This is a genomic window from Acidovorax sp. 100, from assembly GCF_003688355.1.
In the GTDB taxonomy this organism is placed as follows: Bacteria; Pseudomonadota; Gammaproteobacteria; order Burkholderiales; family Burkholderiaceae_C; genus Acidovorax; species Acidovorax delafieldii.
Map to the genome: position 1 here is coordinate 4299000 of NZ_REFD01000001.1, position 17593 is coordinate 4316592.

Below are 17593 nucleotides of genomic sequence, written 5' to 3' on the forward strand. Positions count from 1 at the left end.
AGTATTCTCGGTGTGTGAACTACGCCCAACTCCTGCTCCCCGACTTTTCACTCATCTTCCTGGGCTACCTGATCTGCCGGTACACCGCCCTGAACCGCTCGGTCTGGCAGCCGGTGGAGAGCCTGGTGTACTACCTGCTGTTCCCGGTGCTGCTGTTCCAGTCCATCGTCAAAAGCCCAATGGATATTGGCGCCGCGTCGGGGCTGATCGGGGCGGGCATGCTGTCGGGCGTGATCGGCATCGCTCTGGCCTACAGCCTGCCGCACTGGCCCTGGGTGGGCAAGCACATTGATGTGCGCGACCATGCGGCCAGCGCGCAGGTGGCGTTCCGCTTCAACTCCTTCATTGGCCTGGCGATTGCCGAGCGGCTGGCAGGCACCCAGGGCCTGTTGATGATCGCGGTGCTGATTGGCGTGTGTGTGCCGCTGTTCAATGTGGCTGCGGTGTGGCCCATGGCCCGGCACGGGCAGCACAGCTTTGCGCGCGAGCTGTTGCGCAACCCGCTGATCGTCGCCACCGCCTCGGGGCTGGTGGCCAATCTGCTGGGCTTTCAGATCCCCGAATGGGCAGTGCCCACGGTCAGCCGCATCAGCGCTGCGTCGCTCGCGCTGGGCCTGATGGCGGCCGGCGCGGGGCTGCAGTTTGGTCTGCTCACGCGAGGCAAGACGCTGAGCGTGTCGGTGCTGGCCATCCGCCACCTGGTGCAGCCGCTCGTGGCGTTTGGCATGGCCCGCATGTTCGGGCTCGATGCCGTGCAGACCACCGTGCTGCTGGCGTTTGCCGCCTTGCCCACGGCATCGACCTGCTATGTGCTGGCGGCGCGCATGGGCTACAACGGGCCGTATGTGGCGGGGCTGGTCACGCTGTCCACCTTGCTGGGCATCGTGAGCCTGCCGTTTGCACTGGGGGTGCTGCGATGAGCCGGGGTCTGAACCGCAGGCGGCTGCTCGGCGCCAGCCTGGCCACCGTCTTTGGCCTGGTCGCCTGCGGCCGCAAACCTGCGCGTGCCCAGGCCGTCCCGGCAGGCGCCACGGTCCTGGCGCTGGGCGACTCGCTCACATCGGGCGTGGGAGCCTCCGCCGACACCGCCTACCCCGCCGAACTGGCGCGCCTGACGGGCTGGAAGGTGGTCAACGGCGGTGTGTCGGGCGACACCTCGGCCCAGGCGCTTGCGCGCCTGCCGGGCCTGTTGCAACAGCACCAGCCCGCGCTGGTCATCGTGGGCATTGGCGGCAATGACTTTTTGCGGCGCCAGAGTGCTGCCACCGCGCGCACCAACATCTTGCGCATCTGCACCGAGGCACGGGCCAGCGGCGCCCAGGTGCTGCTGGTGGCTGTGCCGGAGCTGTCGCTCATGGCCGCCGCCGGCCGCCTGAGCGACCACCCGCTGTACGAGGAGATTGCCGAAGAGCTGAAGATCCCGCTGCATGCCAAAGGCTGGTCGAGCGTGCTGGCGCAAGAGCGGTTGCGGTCGGACCAGATCCACGCCAACGCTGCCGGATATGCGGAGTTCGCCCAGGGGCTGGTGGGCACCTTGCGGCAGACGGGGCTGCTGGTGCAGTGAGGACCCGGAGCAACGGCGACCACTCCTATTTTGATAGCTGCCAAGGCATATTGCACTAGCGCTACCAGGCTATTTCTTCCAAAAACACCCTCAAGCAGCGTCCAGAGCCCAGGCCACATGCTCCCGCACCAGCGCGCTGGCATCCTCGGCCCGCGACTGCAGCGCAGCGCGCAAGGCCCCATCGCCCGTGGCACGCAGCGCATTGCCCAGCGCCACGGCCACATTGCGCAGCCAGCGCTCATGGCCGATGCGGCGGATGGGGCCGCCCTCGGTCATGCGCAAAAAGGTGGCTTCGTCCCACGCAAACAGGTGCACCAGCTGCTGGCCCAACAGGCCCTTGCGCTCATCAAAGTCGGGCAGGCGGCTGACCTGCGCAAACTTGTTCCAGGGGCAAATCAGCTGGCAGTCGTCGCAGCCATAGATGCGGTTGCCCATCAGCGGGCGCAGCTCCACGGGGATGGGCCCGGCGTGTTCGATGGTGAGGTACGAGATGCAGCGCCGCGCGTCAACGCGGTGCGGCGCGACGATGGCCTGTGTGGGGCAGATGTCGATGCACGCGCTGCAGCTGCCGCAGTGCGGGGTGACGGGCTCGCTCGGTGGCAGCGCCATGTCCACATAAATCTCGCCCAGAAAGAACATGGACCCCGCCTCGCGGTTGAGCACCAGCGTGTGCTTGCCGCGCCAGCCCTGGCCGCTGCGCGCGGCCAGCTCGGCCTCCAGCACCGGCGCGGAGTCGGTGAACACGCGGTGGCCAAACGGGCCGATGGCCTCGGCGATGCGGTCGCTGAGCTTTTGCAGCCGGGCGCGCAGCACCTTGTGGTAGTCCCGGCCCCGGGCGTAGACGGAGACGATGCCCTCGTGCGGGCGCTGCAGGCGTGAGAGTTCGGCCGCCTGCCAGCCCCCGGGCGCATCCCTGGCCGTATCGCGCGGCAAATAATCCATGCGCGCCGTGATCACACTCACGGTGCCGGGCACCAGTTCGGCCGGGCGCGCGCGCTTCATGCCGTGGGATGCCATGTAATGCATGTCACCATGGAAGCCCTGCGCCAGCCAGGCCGCAAGACCCGGCTCGGCCGCAGACAAGTCCACCCCCGCCACGCCGATTTGGGAAAATCCCAGCTCGCGGGCCCACTCCTGCATTTGAGGAACGAGTTGACTGTTGCACCACATACCGGCCAGATTGTAGAAAGCGGCACCGATGCTGCGGCCACCCCCCCTGCAGAAACCACGCGCCATTTCACCTGGCACAGCGAGGAAGACACCGCCGCCTTTGCCCAGCGCCTGGCCGCCCAGCCTCTGCTGGCCAACGCCTTCGTGACCCTGCACGGCGACCTGGGCGCGGGCAAGACCACCCTGGTGCGCCACCTGCTGCGCGCGCTGGGCGTGCAGGGCCGCATCAAGAGCCCCACCTACGCGGTGGTGGAGCCCCACGAGGCGCCGGGTCTCTCGATCTGGCACTTCGACTTCTACCGTTTTGACGATCCGCGCGAGTGGGAAGACGCCGGTTTCAGGGACATTTTTGCCAACCCCGGTCTCAAGGTGGCAGAATGGCCGGAAAAGGCCGCAGCGCTTACCCCGCTTGCAGACCTTGCTATCCACATTGAAGCAATGGATGACACCGAAAGGAAGGTCACGCTGCATGCCCCCACCGCCACGGGGCGCAGCCTGCTGCAAGCTCTCTGAGACACCGTGAACGAACCCACCCTGCCCGACCGCCACGCCGCCTCCCAGCCATCGCGCCGTGCCGTGCTGCGCGCCAGCAGTCTGGTGCTGCTGCTGGGCGCACAGCAGATTGCACGCGGCGCCACCATCGTGGCCGTGCGCGTCTGGCCCGCACCCGAATACTCGCGGGTGACCATCGAGTCCGATGGCGCGCTGGTGGCCAAGCAGTTCTTCGTGACCTCACCGCCGCGCCTGGCGGTGGACATCGAGGGCATCGACCTGAGCCCCGAGCTGCGCGAACTGGTGGCCAAGGTCAAACCTGACGACCCCAACATCGCGGGCATCCGCGTGGGCCAGAACGCTCCGGGTGTAGTGCGCCTGGTGGTGGACCTCAAGCAGCCCGCCATGCCGCAGGTGTTCACCCTGCCACCCGTCGCCGCCTACCGCCACCGGCTGGTGTTTGACCTGTACCCCGCAGCGCCCGTGGACCCGCTGGAGGCACTGATTGCCGAGCGCCTGCGCGATGCCAGCGGCCCGGCCGCCACGCCTGCGCCATCGCCCGCACCGGCCACAGCCCGCGCCGCAGAGCACGACCCGCTGGGCGACCTGATCGCGCAACGCGCCAATGGCCCCGCGCAGTCCGGCACCACAGCCCAACCGCCCGTGGTGGCCGCAGCACCCGCGCCCAGCGCCGCCCCTGCCGCGCCCTCACGACCTGGCAACCGCCCCACAGCCACCGAGACCGACCGCATCATCATCGTGGCACTCGACCCAGGCCACGGGGGCGAAGACCCCGGCGCCATCGGCCCCTCCGGCACCCGCGAAAAAGACGTGGTGCTGCGCGTGGCCCACCTGCTGCGCGACCGCATCAACGCCACCACCGTGGGTGGCAACCCCATGCGCGCCTACCTCACGCGCGACGGCGACTACTTTGTGCCCCTGGGCACCCGCGTGCAAAAAGCCCGGCGCGTGCAGGCCGACCTGTTCGTCTCCATCCATGCCGACGCCTTCACCACGCCCGAGGCCCGTGGCGCCAGCGTGTTTGCGCTGAGCCAGGGCGGGGCCTCCAGCACGGCCGCCCGCTGGCTGGCCAACAAGGAGAACCAAGCCGACCTGGTGGGCGGCATCAACGTGCAGTCCAAGGACCAGCATGTGCAGCGCGCGCTGCTGGACATGAGCACCACCGCGCAGATCAACGACAGCCTCAAGCTCGGCACCGTGCTGCTGGGGGAGATCGGCAACGTGGGCAAGCTGCACAAGCCGCGCGTGGAGCAGGCGGGCTTTGCCGTGCTCAAGGCGCCCGACATCCCGAGCGTGCTGGTCGAAACCGCCTTCATCAGCAACCCCGAAGAAGAAAAGCGCCTGCGCAGCAGCGCCTACCAGGAGCAGCTGGCCGACGCGCTGATGCGCGGCATCACGCGCTACTTTGCCAAGAACCCGCCACTGGCGCGCAGCCGGTCGGTGTAGGCAGGCAGGGACATCGCGCGCGGGACGGCCAGCCCACCTTGCGCGCACTGCCAACTGCAGGCACAGTAGCCTGCATCGGCCGGGCGCGCACCGCGCCTTGGCCAGCAAGGAGAACTGCCATGGCCCTGCCCCACGCCCAATCTGGTCAGATCGTCAGCGTGCGTCCCCTGGGAGCACGACTGGCCGACACCGTTACCACCGCCGTCCTCAAAGCCGGCCAGCTCGAAGTCATGCGGGTGGTCCTGCCCGTGGGCAAATCCATGAAAGAACACCAGACGCCCGGAGAGGCCACCGTGCAGTGCATCGAGGGCGTGGTGGAGTTTGCGAGCGAGCTGGGCGTGCAGCAATTGCATCCCGGCGACTTTGTGCACCTGGCACCGCGCGCGCTGCATTCGCTCAAGGCGGTAGAACATGCCTCATTGCTGGTGACGATGTGCCTCAAGCCTGCGGAGAAAACCTGAGGCCTCTTGGCTTATTGGCTTCTTTGCACTCCGGGCCCCGAAGGCCTGAGGGGGTGAAGACCGTGCGGCACTGAACGCGGTCAGCGCCCCAGCCGGAACACGCTCACGATCTCTGACAACCGCGCCGCCTGGTGCTTGAGGCTGTCGGCCGCCGCAGCGCTCTGCTCCACCAGGGCCGCATTCTGCTGGGTGACCTGGTCCAGCTGCATCACCGCCTCGCCCACCTGGCTGATGCCGATGGTCTGCTCGCCCGTGGCGCTGGAGATTTCGCCAATCAGGTCGCTCACCCGCTGCACCTGGGCGACGATGTCTTCCATGCTCTGCCCGGCGTTGCTCACCAGCTGGGTGCCGTTCTCCACCTTCTCCACACTGGCACTGATCAGGGCCTTGATCTCCTTGGCCGCCTCGGCGCTGCGCTGGGCCAGGCTGCGCACCTCGCTGGCCACCACTGCAAACCCACGGCCCTGTTCACCGGCGCGTGCGGCCTCCACCGCCGCGTTCAGCGCCAGGATGTTGGTCTGGAACGCGATGCCATCAATCACGCTGATGATGTCGGTGATTTTTCGGGACGCGGCAGAGATGTCCTGCATGGTGGTCACCACCTGTCCCACCACCTCGCCGCCCTTGACCGCAGCCTGCGATGCCGAGCCGGCCAGCGTGGCCGCCTTGCGCGCGGTGTCGGCGTTGTTCTTCACGGTGCTGGTGATCTCTTCCATGGAGGCAGCCGTTTCCTCCAGGTTGCTGGCCTGTTCCTCGGTGCGCTGGCTCAGGTCGGCATTGCCCATCGCGATCTCGCTGGAGCCCGTGGCAATGCTGTCGCTGCTGTGCCGCACGTCGCCCACGATGCGCACCAGCGAGCTCTGCATGCCCTGCATGGCACGCATCATCTCGGCCACCTCGCCACGCCCTTGCACCTCGATGGGTTGGGACAGGTCACCCTCGCCAATGCGCTGCGCCACCGCGCTCACCGCCCCCAGGGAGCGGCGGATGCGCTGCACCACCACCCACGACAGCACCACCAGCAGCGCCAGCCCTGCCACACCCGCCACCAGCACGGTCATGCGGTAGGACTGGATGAGCTCTGCCGCCTCGGCCGCCTGCTCGGCCGAGCGGCGCACCTGGTAATCCACCATCTTGTCGGCCACGGCGTTGTACTTGTCCAGCACTGGCGCAAACGTGCCCAGCGCATAGGCGCGCGCCTGGGCCATGTCACCCGCCTTTTTCAGCTCCAGCGACTTGTCGCGCGACTCCAGGTACGACTTGCGGATGGTGGCCAGCTCTTCCTGGATGCGCAGGCCCTCCGGGCTGTTTTCCAGCTCGGTATAGCGCTTTTGCACCTTGCTGGTGTCGGCGGTGGTGGCGGCCACTGCCTCCTTGAAATAGTTCTGGAGGTCATCGCCCTCGGTCTGAGCGATGGAGAACACACGCGTGGAATTGACGGCGATGTTGCTGCGCCAGCGCAGCGCCAGTTGCAGCCGCTCTACCTGCTCGGTGGCCAGCTGATCCACCGTGGCCCCCAGGCGCTGCACACGCACCAGGCTCAGCGCCAGGACGACCACCAGCGCCAGCACCGCCACGCCCACAATCAACCCGATCTGCTGCGCCACCGTCAGCTGGGTGCCCACGCCGCCCCGGCCGACTTGCTGGATGTGCTGGGTCATCGCGTGTCCTTGTGTAAGTTTTGTATGACAAGGAAATGATCTGCCTGCGCAACCCGGTTGGCAACAGCGACAGGCGCAGGGAAACCCTTAGTTCCTCCTGTGCCGCCTGTCCTACACCCAGCACCCTTGCCTGCCTACAGCCACCGCGCGGCCGGGCAGCCACAGTAGAAGCACAGGTCGAGCTTCAGCCGCTACCGCGGTTTTGGGGTCAACGGCCTGACTCCACAACCATCAAGGAATCTCGCCATGAACATCCGTCACATTCTTCTTGCGATTACCTGCACTGCGGCCCTGGCACTGGGTGGTTGTGCATCCAACCCCACCAACGCCCAGGTCGGCACTGGCGTCGGCGCCGTGGTCGGCGGCGTTGCCGGTAACGCCATCTTCGGCGGCCCTGTGGGCACCATAGGCGGTGCCGCTGCCGGCGCCCTCATCGGCCATGAAGTGGGCGAAGACCGCGACCAACGCCGCCCTTACCGCCGTTAAGCCTCTGGGACTTCCCTCCCCGCCCAGAGAGATGATCTGGGCATAAAAAGAGCGGCAGGCGCATGTAAATCATGCGCCTGCCGCTCTTTTATTTGTAGCAAATTCGCTGCCTGTCAGGCTGTGCGGGCCTGGCGCCCGGCGCGCCAGGCGCCAAAGATGGCGATCAGGCCCGGCACAAAAATCATCGCCCAGATGATCTTGTCCAGGTTCTCCTTGACCCACGCAAAGTTGCCGAAGAAGTACCCGGCCGTGGCAATGCCCAGCACCCACAGCAGCGCCCCGCCCACGTTGTAGGCGGTGAACTTGGCGCGATTCATTTCCGCCACGCCCGCCACGAAGGGCGCAAACGTGCGGATGAAGGGCATGAAACGCGCAATCACGATGGTGATGCCGCCGTAGCGCTCGTAAAACTCATGCGCCTGGTTGAACGCCCGGCGGTTGAACCAGCGCGAATCCTCCCACTGGAACACCTTGGGGCCAAAGTAGCGGCCGATGGAGTAGTTGCACTGGTCGCCCAAGATGGCCGCCGCCAGCAGCACCGCGCACGCCAGCGGAAAGCTCATCATGCCGGCACCACACAGCGCGCCCACAATGAACAGCAGCGAGTCGCCCGGCAAAAAAGGCATCACCACCAGGCCTGTCTCGACAAACACAATGGCAAACAGCAGGGCGTACACCCACATGCCATAGGCCTGCACAAACGCCTCCAGATACTTGTCCACATGCAGGATGAAGTCGATGAGAAAAGTGACAAGTTCCATGAAAAGGCGGGCCCGGGCGCGGCGCGGAAAAAAGGTGGGCGCATTATCCCCATCACGCCCCACCCCAGCCCGATACCCCTGCGCAGCCCCCGCCCTAAAATCCGGTGGGTGAACGACACCACCCCCTTCCTCGCAGCGGCGCAGCCCGCCTCCAGCCCCCCCACCGCCACGCGCCGCCCCATCCGCGATCTGCCCGATGAACTCATCAGCCAGATTGCTGCGGGTGAAGTGGTGGAGCGCCCCGCTTCGGTGGTGCGCGAGCTGGTGGACAACGCGCTCGATGCGGGTGCCACGCAGATCACCGTGCGCCTGTCGGCCGGTGGCGTGCGGCTGATCACCGTGGAGGACGATGGCGGCGGCATCCCTCAAGAAGAGCTGCCCGTGGCCCTGCGCCGCCACGCCACCAGCAAGATCACCAATCTGAACGACCTGGAGACCGTCGCCACCATGGGCTTTCGGGGCGAGGCACTGGCAGCGATTGCGTCGGTGTCGGAGATGGCCCTGCTCTCCCGCCCGGCCGCGCAAGCCAGCGCCTTCTTGCTGGACGCCCGCAGTGGCGAGCTGCGCCCCGCCGCGCGCAGCACCGGCACCACGGTGGAGGTGAAGGAACTGTTCTTCTCCACCCCCGCGCGCCGCAAGTTCTTGAAGACCGACGCCACCGAGCTGGCGCACTGCATTGAATCGGTGCGCCGCCACGCACTGGCACGGCCCGACGTGGGCTTTGCCATCTGGCACGAAGGCAAGCTGGTGGAGCAGTGGCGCGCCACCTTTGTGCCGGGCCAGGGTGATCCGCAGGACGCCCATGACGCGCTGGCCCGCCGCCTGTCGGACGTGCTGGGCGAAGACTTCGTCACCCAGTCGGTCGCCGTGCAGCACCGCGTGGGCCCGGTCACCGTCACCGGCCGCGCAGGCCTGCCCGACGCGGCGCGCTCGCGGCCCGACCACCAGTATTGCTACGTCAACGGCCGCTTCGTGCGTGACAAGGTCCTCACGCACGCCGCCCGCAGCGCCTACGAGGACGTGCTGCACGGGCACAAGCAGCCCATTTATGCGCTGTATGTCGAGATCGACCCGGCGCGTGTGGACGTGAACGTGCACCCCACCAAGATCGAGGTGCGCTTTCGCGACAGCCGCGAGGTGCACCAGGCCGTGCGCCATGCGGTGGAAAACGCGCTGGCTGCGCCACGGGCTGCCGCATTGGTAGCGGCTGCGGCGGCACCCACACCGTCCGCAGCCGGTGATGGGGAGCATTTCAAGCCCCAGACGCCCCAAGCGCCGGTGTGGAATGCCCAAGCCGCTATCAAATTTGAAGAGCGTGGTCACCGTGTGGAAGACCTGCAGGCCCTGTGGGGGCCGCGCAGTGCGGGGTCTACCAGCCCCGTGGCAGACCCCGCATCAGGCGCGGCCGTGGGCGGTTTGTGGGCGCCCTCGGCCCAGTCAGATGCGCCCGCAGCACTGGCAACGCCTGCCGCATCCCATGCATCTGCCACGCCCTGGGACGGTGCGCCGTCCGCACAGACGGCCGCTCCGGTTGCAGGCTCCCCCACCGAGCCCTCGGCCAGCAACCCACCCACGGCCTGGCCTGTGGGCCGCGATGGCAACCAAACCGCCTGGCCCCTGGGCAAGGCCGTGGCCCAGTTGCACGGCGTGTACATCCTGGCCGAAAACTCCCAGGGCATGGTGGTGGTGGACATGCATGCCGCCCACGAGCGCATCGTCTACGAACGCCTGAAGGCCCAGGTGGACAGCGGCGCGCGCATTGCCAGCCAACCCTTGCTGATCCCCGCCACCTTCGCCGCCACGCCGCAGGAAGTCGCCACGGCCGAAGAGTCTGCCGACGTGCTGGCCACGCTGGGCCTGGAGGTGGTGCCCTTCTCGCCCAAGACGCTGGCCGTGCGCGCCGTACCCACCACGTTGGCGCAGGGCGACCCGGTGGAGCTGGCCCGCAGCGTGCTGGCCGAGCTGGCCGCCCACGACGCCACCACTGTGGTGCAACGCGCCCGCAATGAAATCCTGGGCACCATGGCCTGCCACGGTGCCGTGCGGGCCAACCGCAAGCTCACCATCGACGAGATGAACGCCCTGCTGCGCCAGATGGAAACCACCGACCGCTCCGACCAGTGCAACCACGGCCGCCCCACCTGGCGGCAGCTGAGCATGAAGGAGCTGGATGCGCTGTTCCTGCGCGGACGGTAGCGGCGGGCACCTCCCCGCCCGCGACATAGCCAGAGCCTTTTTCTCCAGCCATTGCCCACCGCCCTCCATGACCCGGCACCGCTACCACCGTACCACCCACGCCACCGCATCGCGCATGCTGGCAGCCACCACCACCCTGTGCGTGGCCTGGTCCGCCCACGCCGGGCGCCCTCTTTCCGTGGACGATGCAGGCGTTGACGAGGTGGGCCATGGTCACGTCGAAGTGTGGTGGGAGGGCCAGCGCGGCCAGCCCGGCACGGTGTACGTGGCCCCTGCCTTCACCCCCATGGCAGGACTGGAGCTGGGCGCCGTGCTGGCGCGTGACCGCAACGAACGCCACACCTTGCAAGGCGTGCAGGCCAAATGGCTGTGGAGCCCCGCGCAAGAGCAGGGCTGCAACGCAGGCAGCAGTGCCGGTGTCGAGCACCGGCGCCAGAGTACCGGGCAAAGCGCGGGCAGCGTGGTGGCGCTCAACCTCATCGGCACATGCGCCGCGACCTGGGGCGTGGTCAACGCCAACCTGGGCAGCCAGCGCGAGCGCGGCCAGTCGTGGCGCGGCACCTGGGGCGCATCGGTGGAACGCAGCTGGGGTGCCATCACGCCGCACCTGGAGGCCTTTGGCACCCGGGGCAGCGCCCCTACCTTTCAAACGGGTGCACGGTGGGAGTGGACGCCTGGCAAGCAGCTCGACGCTACCGTGGGCCGCCAGCAAGGGCGCACCTTGTTGAGCCTGGGGTTTGCGCTGGGATTCTGACCCGACGCAGCGCCGCATAAAACCGCAGCTACTGCCGCCCCGCCCAGCATCCTCTTGCCCCCACCGGCAAAGAGCAGGGGGACAAGCCGCTCAGGGCAAGGCGCGCGCCGCTGCGGACACGTCGCATTGCAGCGCTACCGGAGGCGTCGCCACGGTAATGGAAGCACCTGGCCGCGCCGGCAGCAAGGACCACTCCAGCGTGTAGTAGTTGCTGCCCATGTACCTGAAGTGCTCGGCGCGCGGCGGCACACTGGAGCTGGCCTGCAACAAGGACCAGCCCTCCGGCGGGGGTAGCACCGTCTCGTCGGTGCATCGCAGGGCCACGCGGAGCACGGAAGGCCCCGGCGCGCTGATCTGCAGCGCAATACCCTCTCGGTGCGTGGCTGGCAAAAACGTCATGTAGTCCAACCGTTCGTCGGTAAAGACATTGCCACCTTCGCGGCCGTTGACGCGCACGGACAGCGGCGCAAAGGCATACACCGCCGCACCGGGCAGCGCAGCCACGGGCACAAGCCCCTGGGTGAATGCGGTCGGCACCGCCTGAGCCTTGGGTTCGATCAGATATTGCGTGGCCAAGGCGCCCCCCGCAGCGACCTGGCACCTGGCGTCGAACTGGCGGTTCGTCATATCGCGCACCAGCATCCAGTACAGGCCCCGAAGCTGGCTCTGACAAAGGGCTTCGGATTCCACATAGTCCTGCATGGCGCGCAGGTACCTGAAGCTGAAGGATGGCGCCCAGCGTTGTGGCCCCCCGATGCGCGGAAAGAACGACACGTTGGCCCCGAGGTCCAGCTTGCCCAGCGCCTCAAACTGCCGGTACAGCGCCCATTGCCCGCCCAACGCCATAGCGCCAACGGCGGCCATCACCGCAAGCCAGGCCGCCGCGCTGCGAGCCCAGCGCGCACTGGCGCCAGCCCAGCCGTAGGCCGCCAACAAAGCCATCCAGGGCTGGATCACGTCCAGGTACCAGAACGCGCCAAAGGGCAGCAGCAGCATGGCCATACCCCACCACACCAGTACCGCCGCAGCCACCCAGCGTATGGAGGAAGACCGGGCGGCCCGAACCAGCCCCAGCAACACTCCCACCAGCAACACTCCCAGCAGCACAGCGGCGGCGGCGGCCACCATGGGCAAGGCAGGCTCAATGCCCGCGACCATGTGGTAGGGCATGGCCAGTGCATCCCACCATTTGCCCGGACTCAGCAGCCGGCCAGCGAGCGCCGTCCAGCCCGCCTCGGACGGTGGCGGCGGTGCCACTACCACACGCTCGATCTTCCACGGCTTGGCCCACAACGCCCACCAGGCCGTCAGGACCAGCACCACGCCAATGCCAGCCCAAGTGCCTCGCTGGCGCAGCACGGCTGGATGAATCACGGCAAACAGTCCCATGACCACCGCCAGCAAAGCCGCCGAGGGGTGAACCTGCAGCAGTACGAACATCGCCAGCACCAGCGCAAACCAACCTGTGTCCGGCCGGTGCAAGGCACGTACCCACAGCGCCAGTACCAGGCTGGACAGCCCCATCACCAGCGCCGGATTCCAGGCACTGTGGGTGTATACGCTGCCAAAGATGGGCATGCACAGCGCTACATAGGCCAGCGCAACGCGGCTTCCCAGGTGCGTGCGGAGCATGGTCCATGCCCAGCCGATGCAGGCCACGTTGAAGACCCCGAAGGCGGCAAAGATGCTGACCTCGCTGTCCACCACCAGCATGGGCAGGCCCAGCAGGTAATAAAACCCCGGGGGAAGAAAAAACCGACCGTTGAACGGGGTGCTGCTCTGGGGCCACTGGCCGCGGTGCAACCACTGGCGCACTGTGTCCACGTCGCGAATCTGGTCGGGGCCATGGAAAGTGAGGTCGCAGTAGTACAGCTGCAGGAAACCAAATCCCAGCAACAGCAGCACGGCCAACCAGTCGCAGGGCTGTGCGCGCTGCACCGGGGAGGAGGCAGAGGGTGCGGTCATGGAAGAGAAAATCGACTTGGTAGGCTGGCACCGCAGCTGACGTGCCGGGAACGCGCTGGCGGAAATATGGGCGAACAACCTGAAAATGCGAAGTTCCGCATAAGGCGCGCCAAATCGGGAAGAATACAACGCAAAACTCGGCGAGAGCGCCAGCCCCCTGCCGCAGCATCGGTCTTATGCACGACCATGGAGGGCATGGTGGACATGTTCTCCAGGAGCAAGCCCCTGTACCGCCTCGCTTACGAGACGCGGCCGATTCTGAAAAACAAGGAAAAAGTGATCTTCATCTTTGAAAAAGCGGTGCCTCATATTGCGTAGATTTCAGGTACCGGCTTTTTCATTCTTTCGCCGTCCATAAAAGAAAGCGCCTCTCGGCGCTTTCCTGCGGGTAGCTCTTGGGGATTGCAGCCGGACGGTGCGCCCCCCCGGGCGAGGGTGTCACTGATCCCGCGCAGCCTTGGCGGTGTCGGCAAAGTCGCTGAACACGCCGTCCACACCCAGGTTGAAGAACAGCTTGTACTCGGCCTTGGGATCACCCTTGAAGTCCGATGCCAGGCGCTTGGCTTCGTTGCGGAAGGTGTAGGCGTGCACGAACAGGCCTTCGGCGTGGGCGTTCTTCACCACGTCGGTGGGCGCCATCATCACGCGGTCACGCTCGTCGATCTTGCCGTCGCCATTCAGGTCGTCGGCCTTGCCGTCCTTGTTCGCATCCACTTGTTTGGAGGGGATCAGGTACGGCTTCCAGGGGCCAATGCCGTCGGCATAGGTCTTGACTTCCTTGAGGCCTGCGGGAGTCAGCAGGCTGGCGAAGGTGCGCGAGTCACCGGCCACGGCAAAGTCATAGGGCTTGTCGTACGGTGCCACCAGCGACATGGTGCCATCGGGGTTCACATCGTCTGCGTCCACCAGCTGCACCAGGCGCACCTGGGTCTTGGTGCGCAGGTACTTGAGGTTGGAAACCTCGAACGACTGGATGATGACGGGCGAGCTCTTGGAGGTGTAGCCGTACTTGGCCAGGATGGCCAGCAGACGGTCTTCCAGCGGCAGGCCTTGCTTGACGTGGTAGGTGGGGTGCTTGGTCTCGGGGTATACGCCCACGGTGCGGCCGGCCTTGGCGCCTTCGGTCTTGGCCAGGTCCAGCACTTCTTCAAAGGTGGGGATCTGGAACTTGCCGTTGTACGACTGGTCGCGGTCCGACAGAGGCTGGATGGCGCGCAGGGTCTTGAGTTCGGCCAGGGTGAAGTCGGTGACAAACCAGCCTTCCTCCTCTACGCCATCGACAACCTTCTTGGTCTTGCGGCCCGCAAACTCGGCGCGGGTGGAGACATCCGTGGTGCCCGTGATGTTGGGCTCATGGCGGGCAACCAGCACACCGTCCTTGGTGGCGACCAGGTCGGGCTCGATGAAGTCGGCGCCCATGTCGATGGCCAGCTTGTAGCCCTCCAGCGTGTGGTCGGGCCGGTAGCCCGCCGTGCCCCGGTGGCCGATCACCAGGGGCTTGTCGCCGTTCAGGGTGGGGTACGGATAGTTGTCGCTGCCGCCGCAGGCTGCCAGCGTGGCCACCATGGCCAGCGCTCCCCATTTCACACCAGTGATGTGCATGCTCTTCTCCTCGCTATGTTGTTGGTAGAACCGCCGAACTGTGGGGTCGGCATGTGACAAGACCATGACGTCCGTTTTGCAAACGCATGACGGCCGCACCACACACCAACCGCACCAATATGTGGCGAATATCTCGGCCACATTCCCCACCATTGTGCATAGGCATCGGCATGAACGTATAACTTTTGAACATAATTCGATGTTGCAGTGCGCCAAACCGGTGCGTTAGCGATCTTTGACGTTGTTGACCTTTTGATGCTGAAAGCCTTTTGAACCATGAAACACGCGACCGCCGAGAGCTTCCTTTCCCACGTGGCGCTCCGCAACCCCGGCCAGCCGGAATTCCTGCAAGCCGTCACCGAAGTGATGGAAAGCCTCTGGCCGTTCATTGCGCAGCACCCGCGCTATGCCGAGCACGGCCTGCTGGAGCGGCTGGTGGAGCCCGAGCGCATCGTGATGTTCCGCGTGTCCTGGGTGGACGACCATGGCGGCGTGCAGGTCAACCGGGGCTACCGCATCCAGCACAGCATGGCGATCGGCCCGTACAAAGGCGGCCTGCGTTTTCATCCGTCGGTCAACCTGTCGGTGCTCAAGTTCCTGGCGTTTGAGCAGACCTTCAAGAACGCACTGACCACGCTGCCCATGGGTGGTGGCAAGGGCGGTTCCGACTTCGACCCCAAGGGCAAGAGCCCTGGCGAAGTCATGCGCTTTTGCCAGGCGTTCGTGACCGAGCTGTACCGCCATGTGGGCCCCGACACCGATGTGCCCGCCGGCGACATCGGCGTGGGCGGACGCGAGGTGGGTTTCATGGCGGGCATGTACAAAAAGCTGGCCAACAACGCGGCCAGCGTGTTCACCGGCAAGGGCCTGTCGTTCGGCGGCTCGCTGATCCGCCCTGAAGCCACAGGCTACGGCACGGTGTACTTTGCGCAGGAAATGCTCAAAACCCGAGGCCGTTCGTTCGACGGCCTGCGCGTGTCGGTGTCCGGCTCGGGCAACGTGGCGCAATACGCCGTGCAAAAGGCGATGGAGCTGAGCGCCAAGGTGGTGACGGTGTCGGACTCCAGCGGCACCGTGGTGGACGAGGATGGCTTCACCCCCGAAAAGCTCGCCATCCTGATGGATGTGAAGAACCACCTCTACGGCCGCGTGAGCGACTACGCCGCCCGCACGGGTGTGAAGTTTGAAGCCGGTGTCCGCCCCTGGCATGTGAAGGTGGACGTGGCCCTGCCCTGCGCCACGCAAAACGAGCTGGACGAGAACGACGCGAAAACGTTGATCCAGAACGGCGTGCTCTGCGTGGCCGAGGGCGCCAACATGCCCTCGACCATCGAGGCCGCCAAGGCCTTTGAGGCCGCAGGCGTGCTGTACGCCCCCGGCAAGGCCAGCAACGCAGGCGGCGTGGCCACATCCGGCCTGGAGATGAGCCAGAACGCCGCCCGCCTGTCCTGGCCCCGCGAGGAGGTGGACACCCGACTGCTGCAGATCATGCAGGGCATCCACGCAGCCTGCCTGCACTACGGCAAGCGCGCCGATGGCAGCGTGAGCTACATCGACGGCGCCAACATCGCCGGCTTTGTGAAGGTGGCCGACGCCATGCTGGCGCAGGGCGTGGTGTAAGGGGAAGGGCCAGGCCTTGGAACGTGTTTGCGTTCCAACAGCCTGTTCACACAGCAAATCACTGGGGCTTCGGCCCCTTTGTTTTTGGCGCGCAGCGCAGTGCAGGCTATGCTGCACTTGAAAACCAATACGCACACTTTCGGGAGTCCGCCGTGGAAATCTTCAGCTTCTTGAACGTCATGGTCGAAAAGGGAGGCTCGGACCTCTTTTTCAGTGTCGGTGCGCCGGTCAATCTCAAGATCGAAGGGGTCACGCACCCGTTGAAGATGCCCGCCTTGTTGCCCGGTCAGGTCAAGCAGCTGGCCTACGCGGTGATGAACGAAAAGCAGATCGGCGAGTTCGAGGCCAAGCAGGAGATGAACCTGTCGATCTCGGCCGAGAACCTGGGGCGCTTTCGGGTCAACGTGTTCGTGCAGCGCGGCGAAACCGGCATGGTGGTGCGCTACATCAAGAACAAGATCCCGCCGTTGGCCGCGCTGGGCCTGCCCCCGGTGCTGGAAAAGCTGGTGCTGCGCAAGCGCGGCCTGGTGCTGGTGACCGGCGCCACCGGCTCGGGCAAATCGACCACGCTGGCGTCGATGATCAACTACCGTAACGAGAGCGTGACGGGCCACATCCTCACCATCGAAGACCCGCTGGAGTTTTTGCACGCGCACAAGCGCTCGGTGGTGGACCAGCGCGAGGTGGGCATCGACACGCAGTCGTACGAAGAGGCCCTGAAGAATGCGCTGCGCGAGGCGCCGGACGTGATCATGATCGGCGAGATCCGCGACCGCAACACCATGAAGCAGGCCATTGCCTATGCCGAGACCGGCCACCTGTGCCTGTCCACCCTGCACGCCAACAACGCCAACCAGGCCATGGAGCGGGTCATCAATTTCTTCCCCGAAGACGCCCACCACCAGCTGCTGATGGACCTGAGCCTGAACCTGGCCGGCGTGATCTCTCAGCGCCTGATCCCCGGCCTGCACGAAAAGCTGGTGCCTGCGGTGGAGGTGATGCTCAACTCGCCCTACATCGCCGACCTGATCGCCAAGGGCGAGTTTTCGGGCATCAAGGAGGCCATGGGCCACAGCACCGAGATCGGCATGTGCACCTTTGACCAGGCGCTGTACCAGCTCTACACCGACGGCCGCATCTCGCTGGACGAGGCCCTGCACAACGCGGACTCGCGCACCGACCTGGCGCTGCGTGTGCGCCTGGCGGCCGGCGTGACCACGCAGGATGCAGGAGAGCTTTCCATCGATACCTCCTCGCCCATGCAGTCGGCCTCGCGGCTGTCGTGAACGGCGTGCTGGCGCCGGCGCCGGGACGGCGCCAGGGGTATCGTCTGCTCTACCACTGCAAGCCACCGGCTCCCGTGCTTGATCCTCACCGAACTTTTGTACCTGCGC

General features: G+C 66.1%; 16 protein-coding genes. 11 read left to right on the plus strand and 5 right to left on the minus strand.

Annotated elements, in window-relative coordinates:
- Positions 1-14: 14 nt before the first annotated feature.
- Positions 15-920, plus strand: coding sequence for an AEC family transporter (locus tag C8C96_RS19690; protein ID WP_121943372.1), 906 nt, complete (start codon positions 15-17; stop codon positions 918-920).
- The gene (locus C8C96_RS19695) at positions 917-1564 is read left to right on the plus strand and encodes a GDSL-type esterase/lipase family protein (RefSeq protein WP_121943373.1); all 648 of its coding nucleotides are present in this window, start codon (positions 917-919) and stop codon (positions 1562-1564) included. The genes C8C96_RS19690 and C8C96_RS19695 overlap by 4 nt, the downstream gene beginning before the upstream one ends.
- Before the next feature lie 90 nt (positions 1565-1654).
- On the opposite strand, the gene queG is transcribed toward C8C96_RS19695, so the two are convergent.
- The gene (gene queG, locus C8C96_RS19700) at positions 1655-2704 is read right to left on the minus strand and encodes a tRNA epoxyqueuosine(34) reductase QueG (protein WP_121943374.1); all 1050 of its coding nucleotides are present in this window, start codon (positions 2702-2704) and stop codon (positions 1655-1657) included.
- Between the two features lie 12 nt (positions 2705-2716).
- Between queG and tsaE the strand changes: the two genes are divergently transcribed.
- The 3 genes from tsaE (at position 2717) to C8C96_RS19715 (ending at position 5154) form a co-directional block, all read left to right on the plus strand.
- Positions 2717-3247, plus strand: a complete 531-nt coding sequence (gene tsaE, locus C8C96_RS19705; protein ID WP_099729757.1) for a tRNA (adenosine(37)-N6)-threonylcarbamoyltransferase complex ATPase subunit type 1 TsaE — start codon at positions 2717-2719, stop codon at positions 3245-3247.
- Positions 3248-3253: 6 nt separating this feature from the next.
- The gene (locus C8C96_RS19710; RefSeq protein WP_056743447.1) at positions 3254-4693 is read left to right on the plus strand and encodes an N-acetylmuramoyl-L-alanine amidase; all 1440 of its coding nucleotides are present in this window, start codon (positions 3254-3256) and stop codon (positions 4691-4693) included.
- A gap of 119 nt (positions 4694-4812) precedes the next feature.
- Positions 4813-5154 (plus strand): cupin domain-containing protein, encoded by a 342-nt coding sequence (locus C8C96_RS19715; protein WP_121943375.1) that lies wholly within the window; start codon positions 4813-4815, stop codon positions 5152-5154.
- 80 nt (positions 5155-5234) lie between these two features.
- Here C8C96_RS19715 and C8C96_RS19720 read toward each other — a convergent pair whose 3' ends face one another.
- On the minus strand, positions 5235-6815 hold the full coding sequence (locus C8C96_RS19720; RefSeq protein ID WP_121943376.1) for a methyl-accepting chemotaxis protein: 1581 nt from the start codon (positions 6813-6815) through the stop codon (positions 5235-5237).
- Between the two features lie 246 nt (positions 6816-7061).
- On the opposite strand from C8C96_RS19720, the gene C8C96_RS19725 reads away from it, so the two are divergent.
- Positions 7062-7301 (plus strand): glycine zipper 2TM domain-containing protein, encoded by a 240-nt coding sequence (locus C8C96_RS19725; protein WP_121943377.1) that lies wholly within the window; start codon positions 7062-7064, stop codon positions 7299-7301.
- A 113-nt stretch (positions 7302-7414) separates the two neighbouring features.
- Here the strand turns inward: C8C96_RS19725 and C8C96_RS19730 are convergent, their stop codons facing one another.
- Positions 7415-8062 (minus strand): DedA family protein, encoded by a 648-nt coding sequence (locus C8C96_RS19730; protein WP_056061629.1) that lies wholly within the window; start codon positions 8060-8062, stop codon positions 7415-7417.
- Positions 8063-8170: 108 nt separating this feature from the next.
- Between C8C96_RS19730 and mutL the strand changes: the two genes are divergently transcribed.
- Entirely contained in the window at positions 8171-10258 is a 2088-nt protein-coding gene (gene mutL, locus C8C96_RS19735) for a DNA mismatch repair endonuclease MutL (protein ID WP_199737501.1), read from the plus strand.
- Positions 10259-10325: 67 nt separating this feature from the next.
- The gene (locus C8C96_RS19740; protein WP_121943378.1) at positions 10326-11012 is read left to right on the plus strand and encodes a hypothetical protein; all 687 of its coding nucleotides are present in this window, start codon (positions 10326-10328) and stop codon (positions 11010-11012) included.
- 90 nt (positions 11013-11102) lie between these two features.
- On the opposite strand, the gene C8C96_RS19745 is transcribed toward C8C96_RS19740, so the two are convergent.
- Positions 11103-12977, minus strand: coding sequence for a glycosyltransferase family 39 protein (locus C8C96_RS19745; protein WP_121943379.1), 1875 nt, complete (start codon positions 12975-12977; stop codon positions 11103-11105).
- Between the two features lie 66 nt (positions 12978-13043).
- Here C8C96_RS19745 and C8C96_RS24685 point away from each other — a divergent pair, with 66 nt between their 5' ends.
- Complete coding sequence (locus tag C8C96_RS24685) at positions 13044-13295, plus strand: hypothetical protein (RefSeq protein WP_147455696.1); 252 nt, start codon at positions 13044-13046, stop codon at positions 13293-13295.
- Positions 13296-13415: 120 nt separating this feature from the next.
- Here the strand turns inward: C8C96_RS24685 and C8C96_RS19750 are convergent, their stop codons facing one another.
- On the minus strand, positions 13416-14579 hold the full coding sequence (locus C8C96_RS19750; RefSeq protein WP_121943380.1) for a glycerophosphodiester phosphodiesterase: 1164 nt from the start codon (positions 14577-14579) through the stop codon (positions 13416-13418).
- Between the two features lie 276 nt (positions 14580-14855).
- Between C8C96_RS19750 and gdhA the strand changes: the two genes are divergently transcribed.
- On the plus strand, positions 14856-16199 hold the full coding sequence (gdhA, locus tag C8C96_RS19755; RefSeq protein WP_121943381.1) for an NADP-specific glutamate dehydrogenase: 1344 nt from the start codon (positions 14856-14858) through the stop codon (positions 16197-16199).
- A gap of 152 nt (positions 16200-16351) precedes the next feature.
- A complete protein-coding gene (locus tag C8C96_RS19760; RefSeq protein WP_121944103.1) occupies positions 16352-17485 on the plus strand; it encodes a PilT/PilU family type 4a pilus ATPase in 1134 nt (377 codons plus the stop codon).
- The last annotated feature ends 108 nt before the right edge of the window (positions 17486-17593 follow it).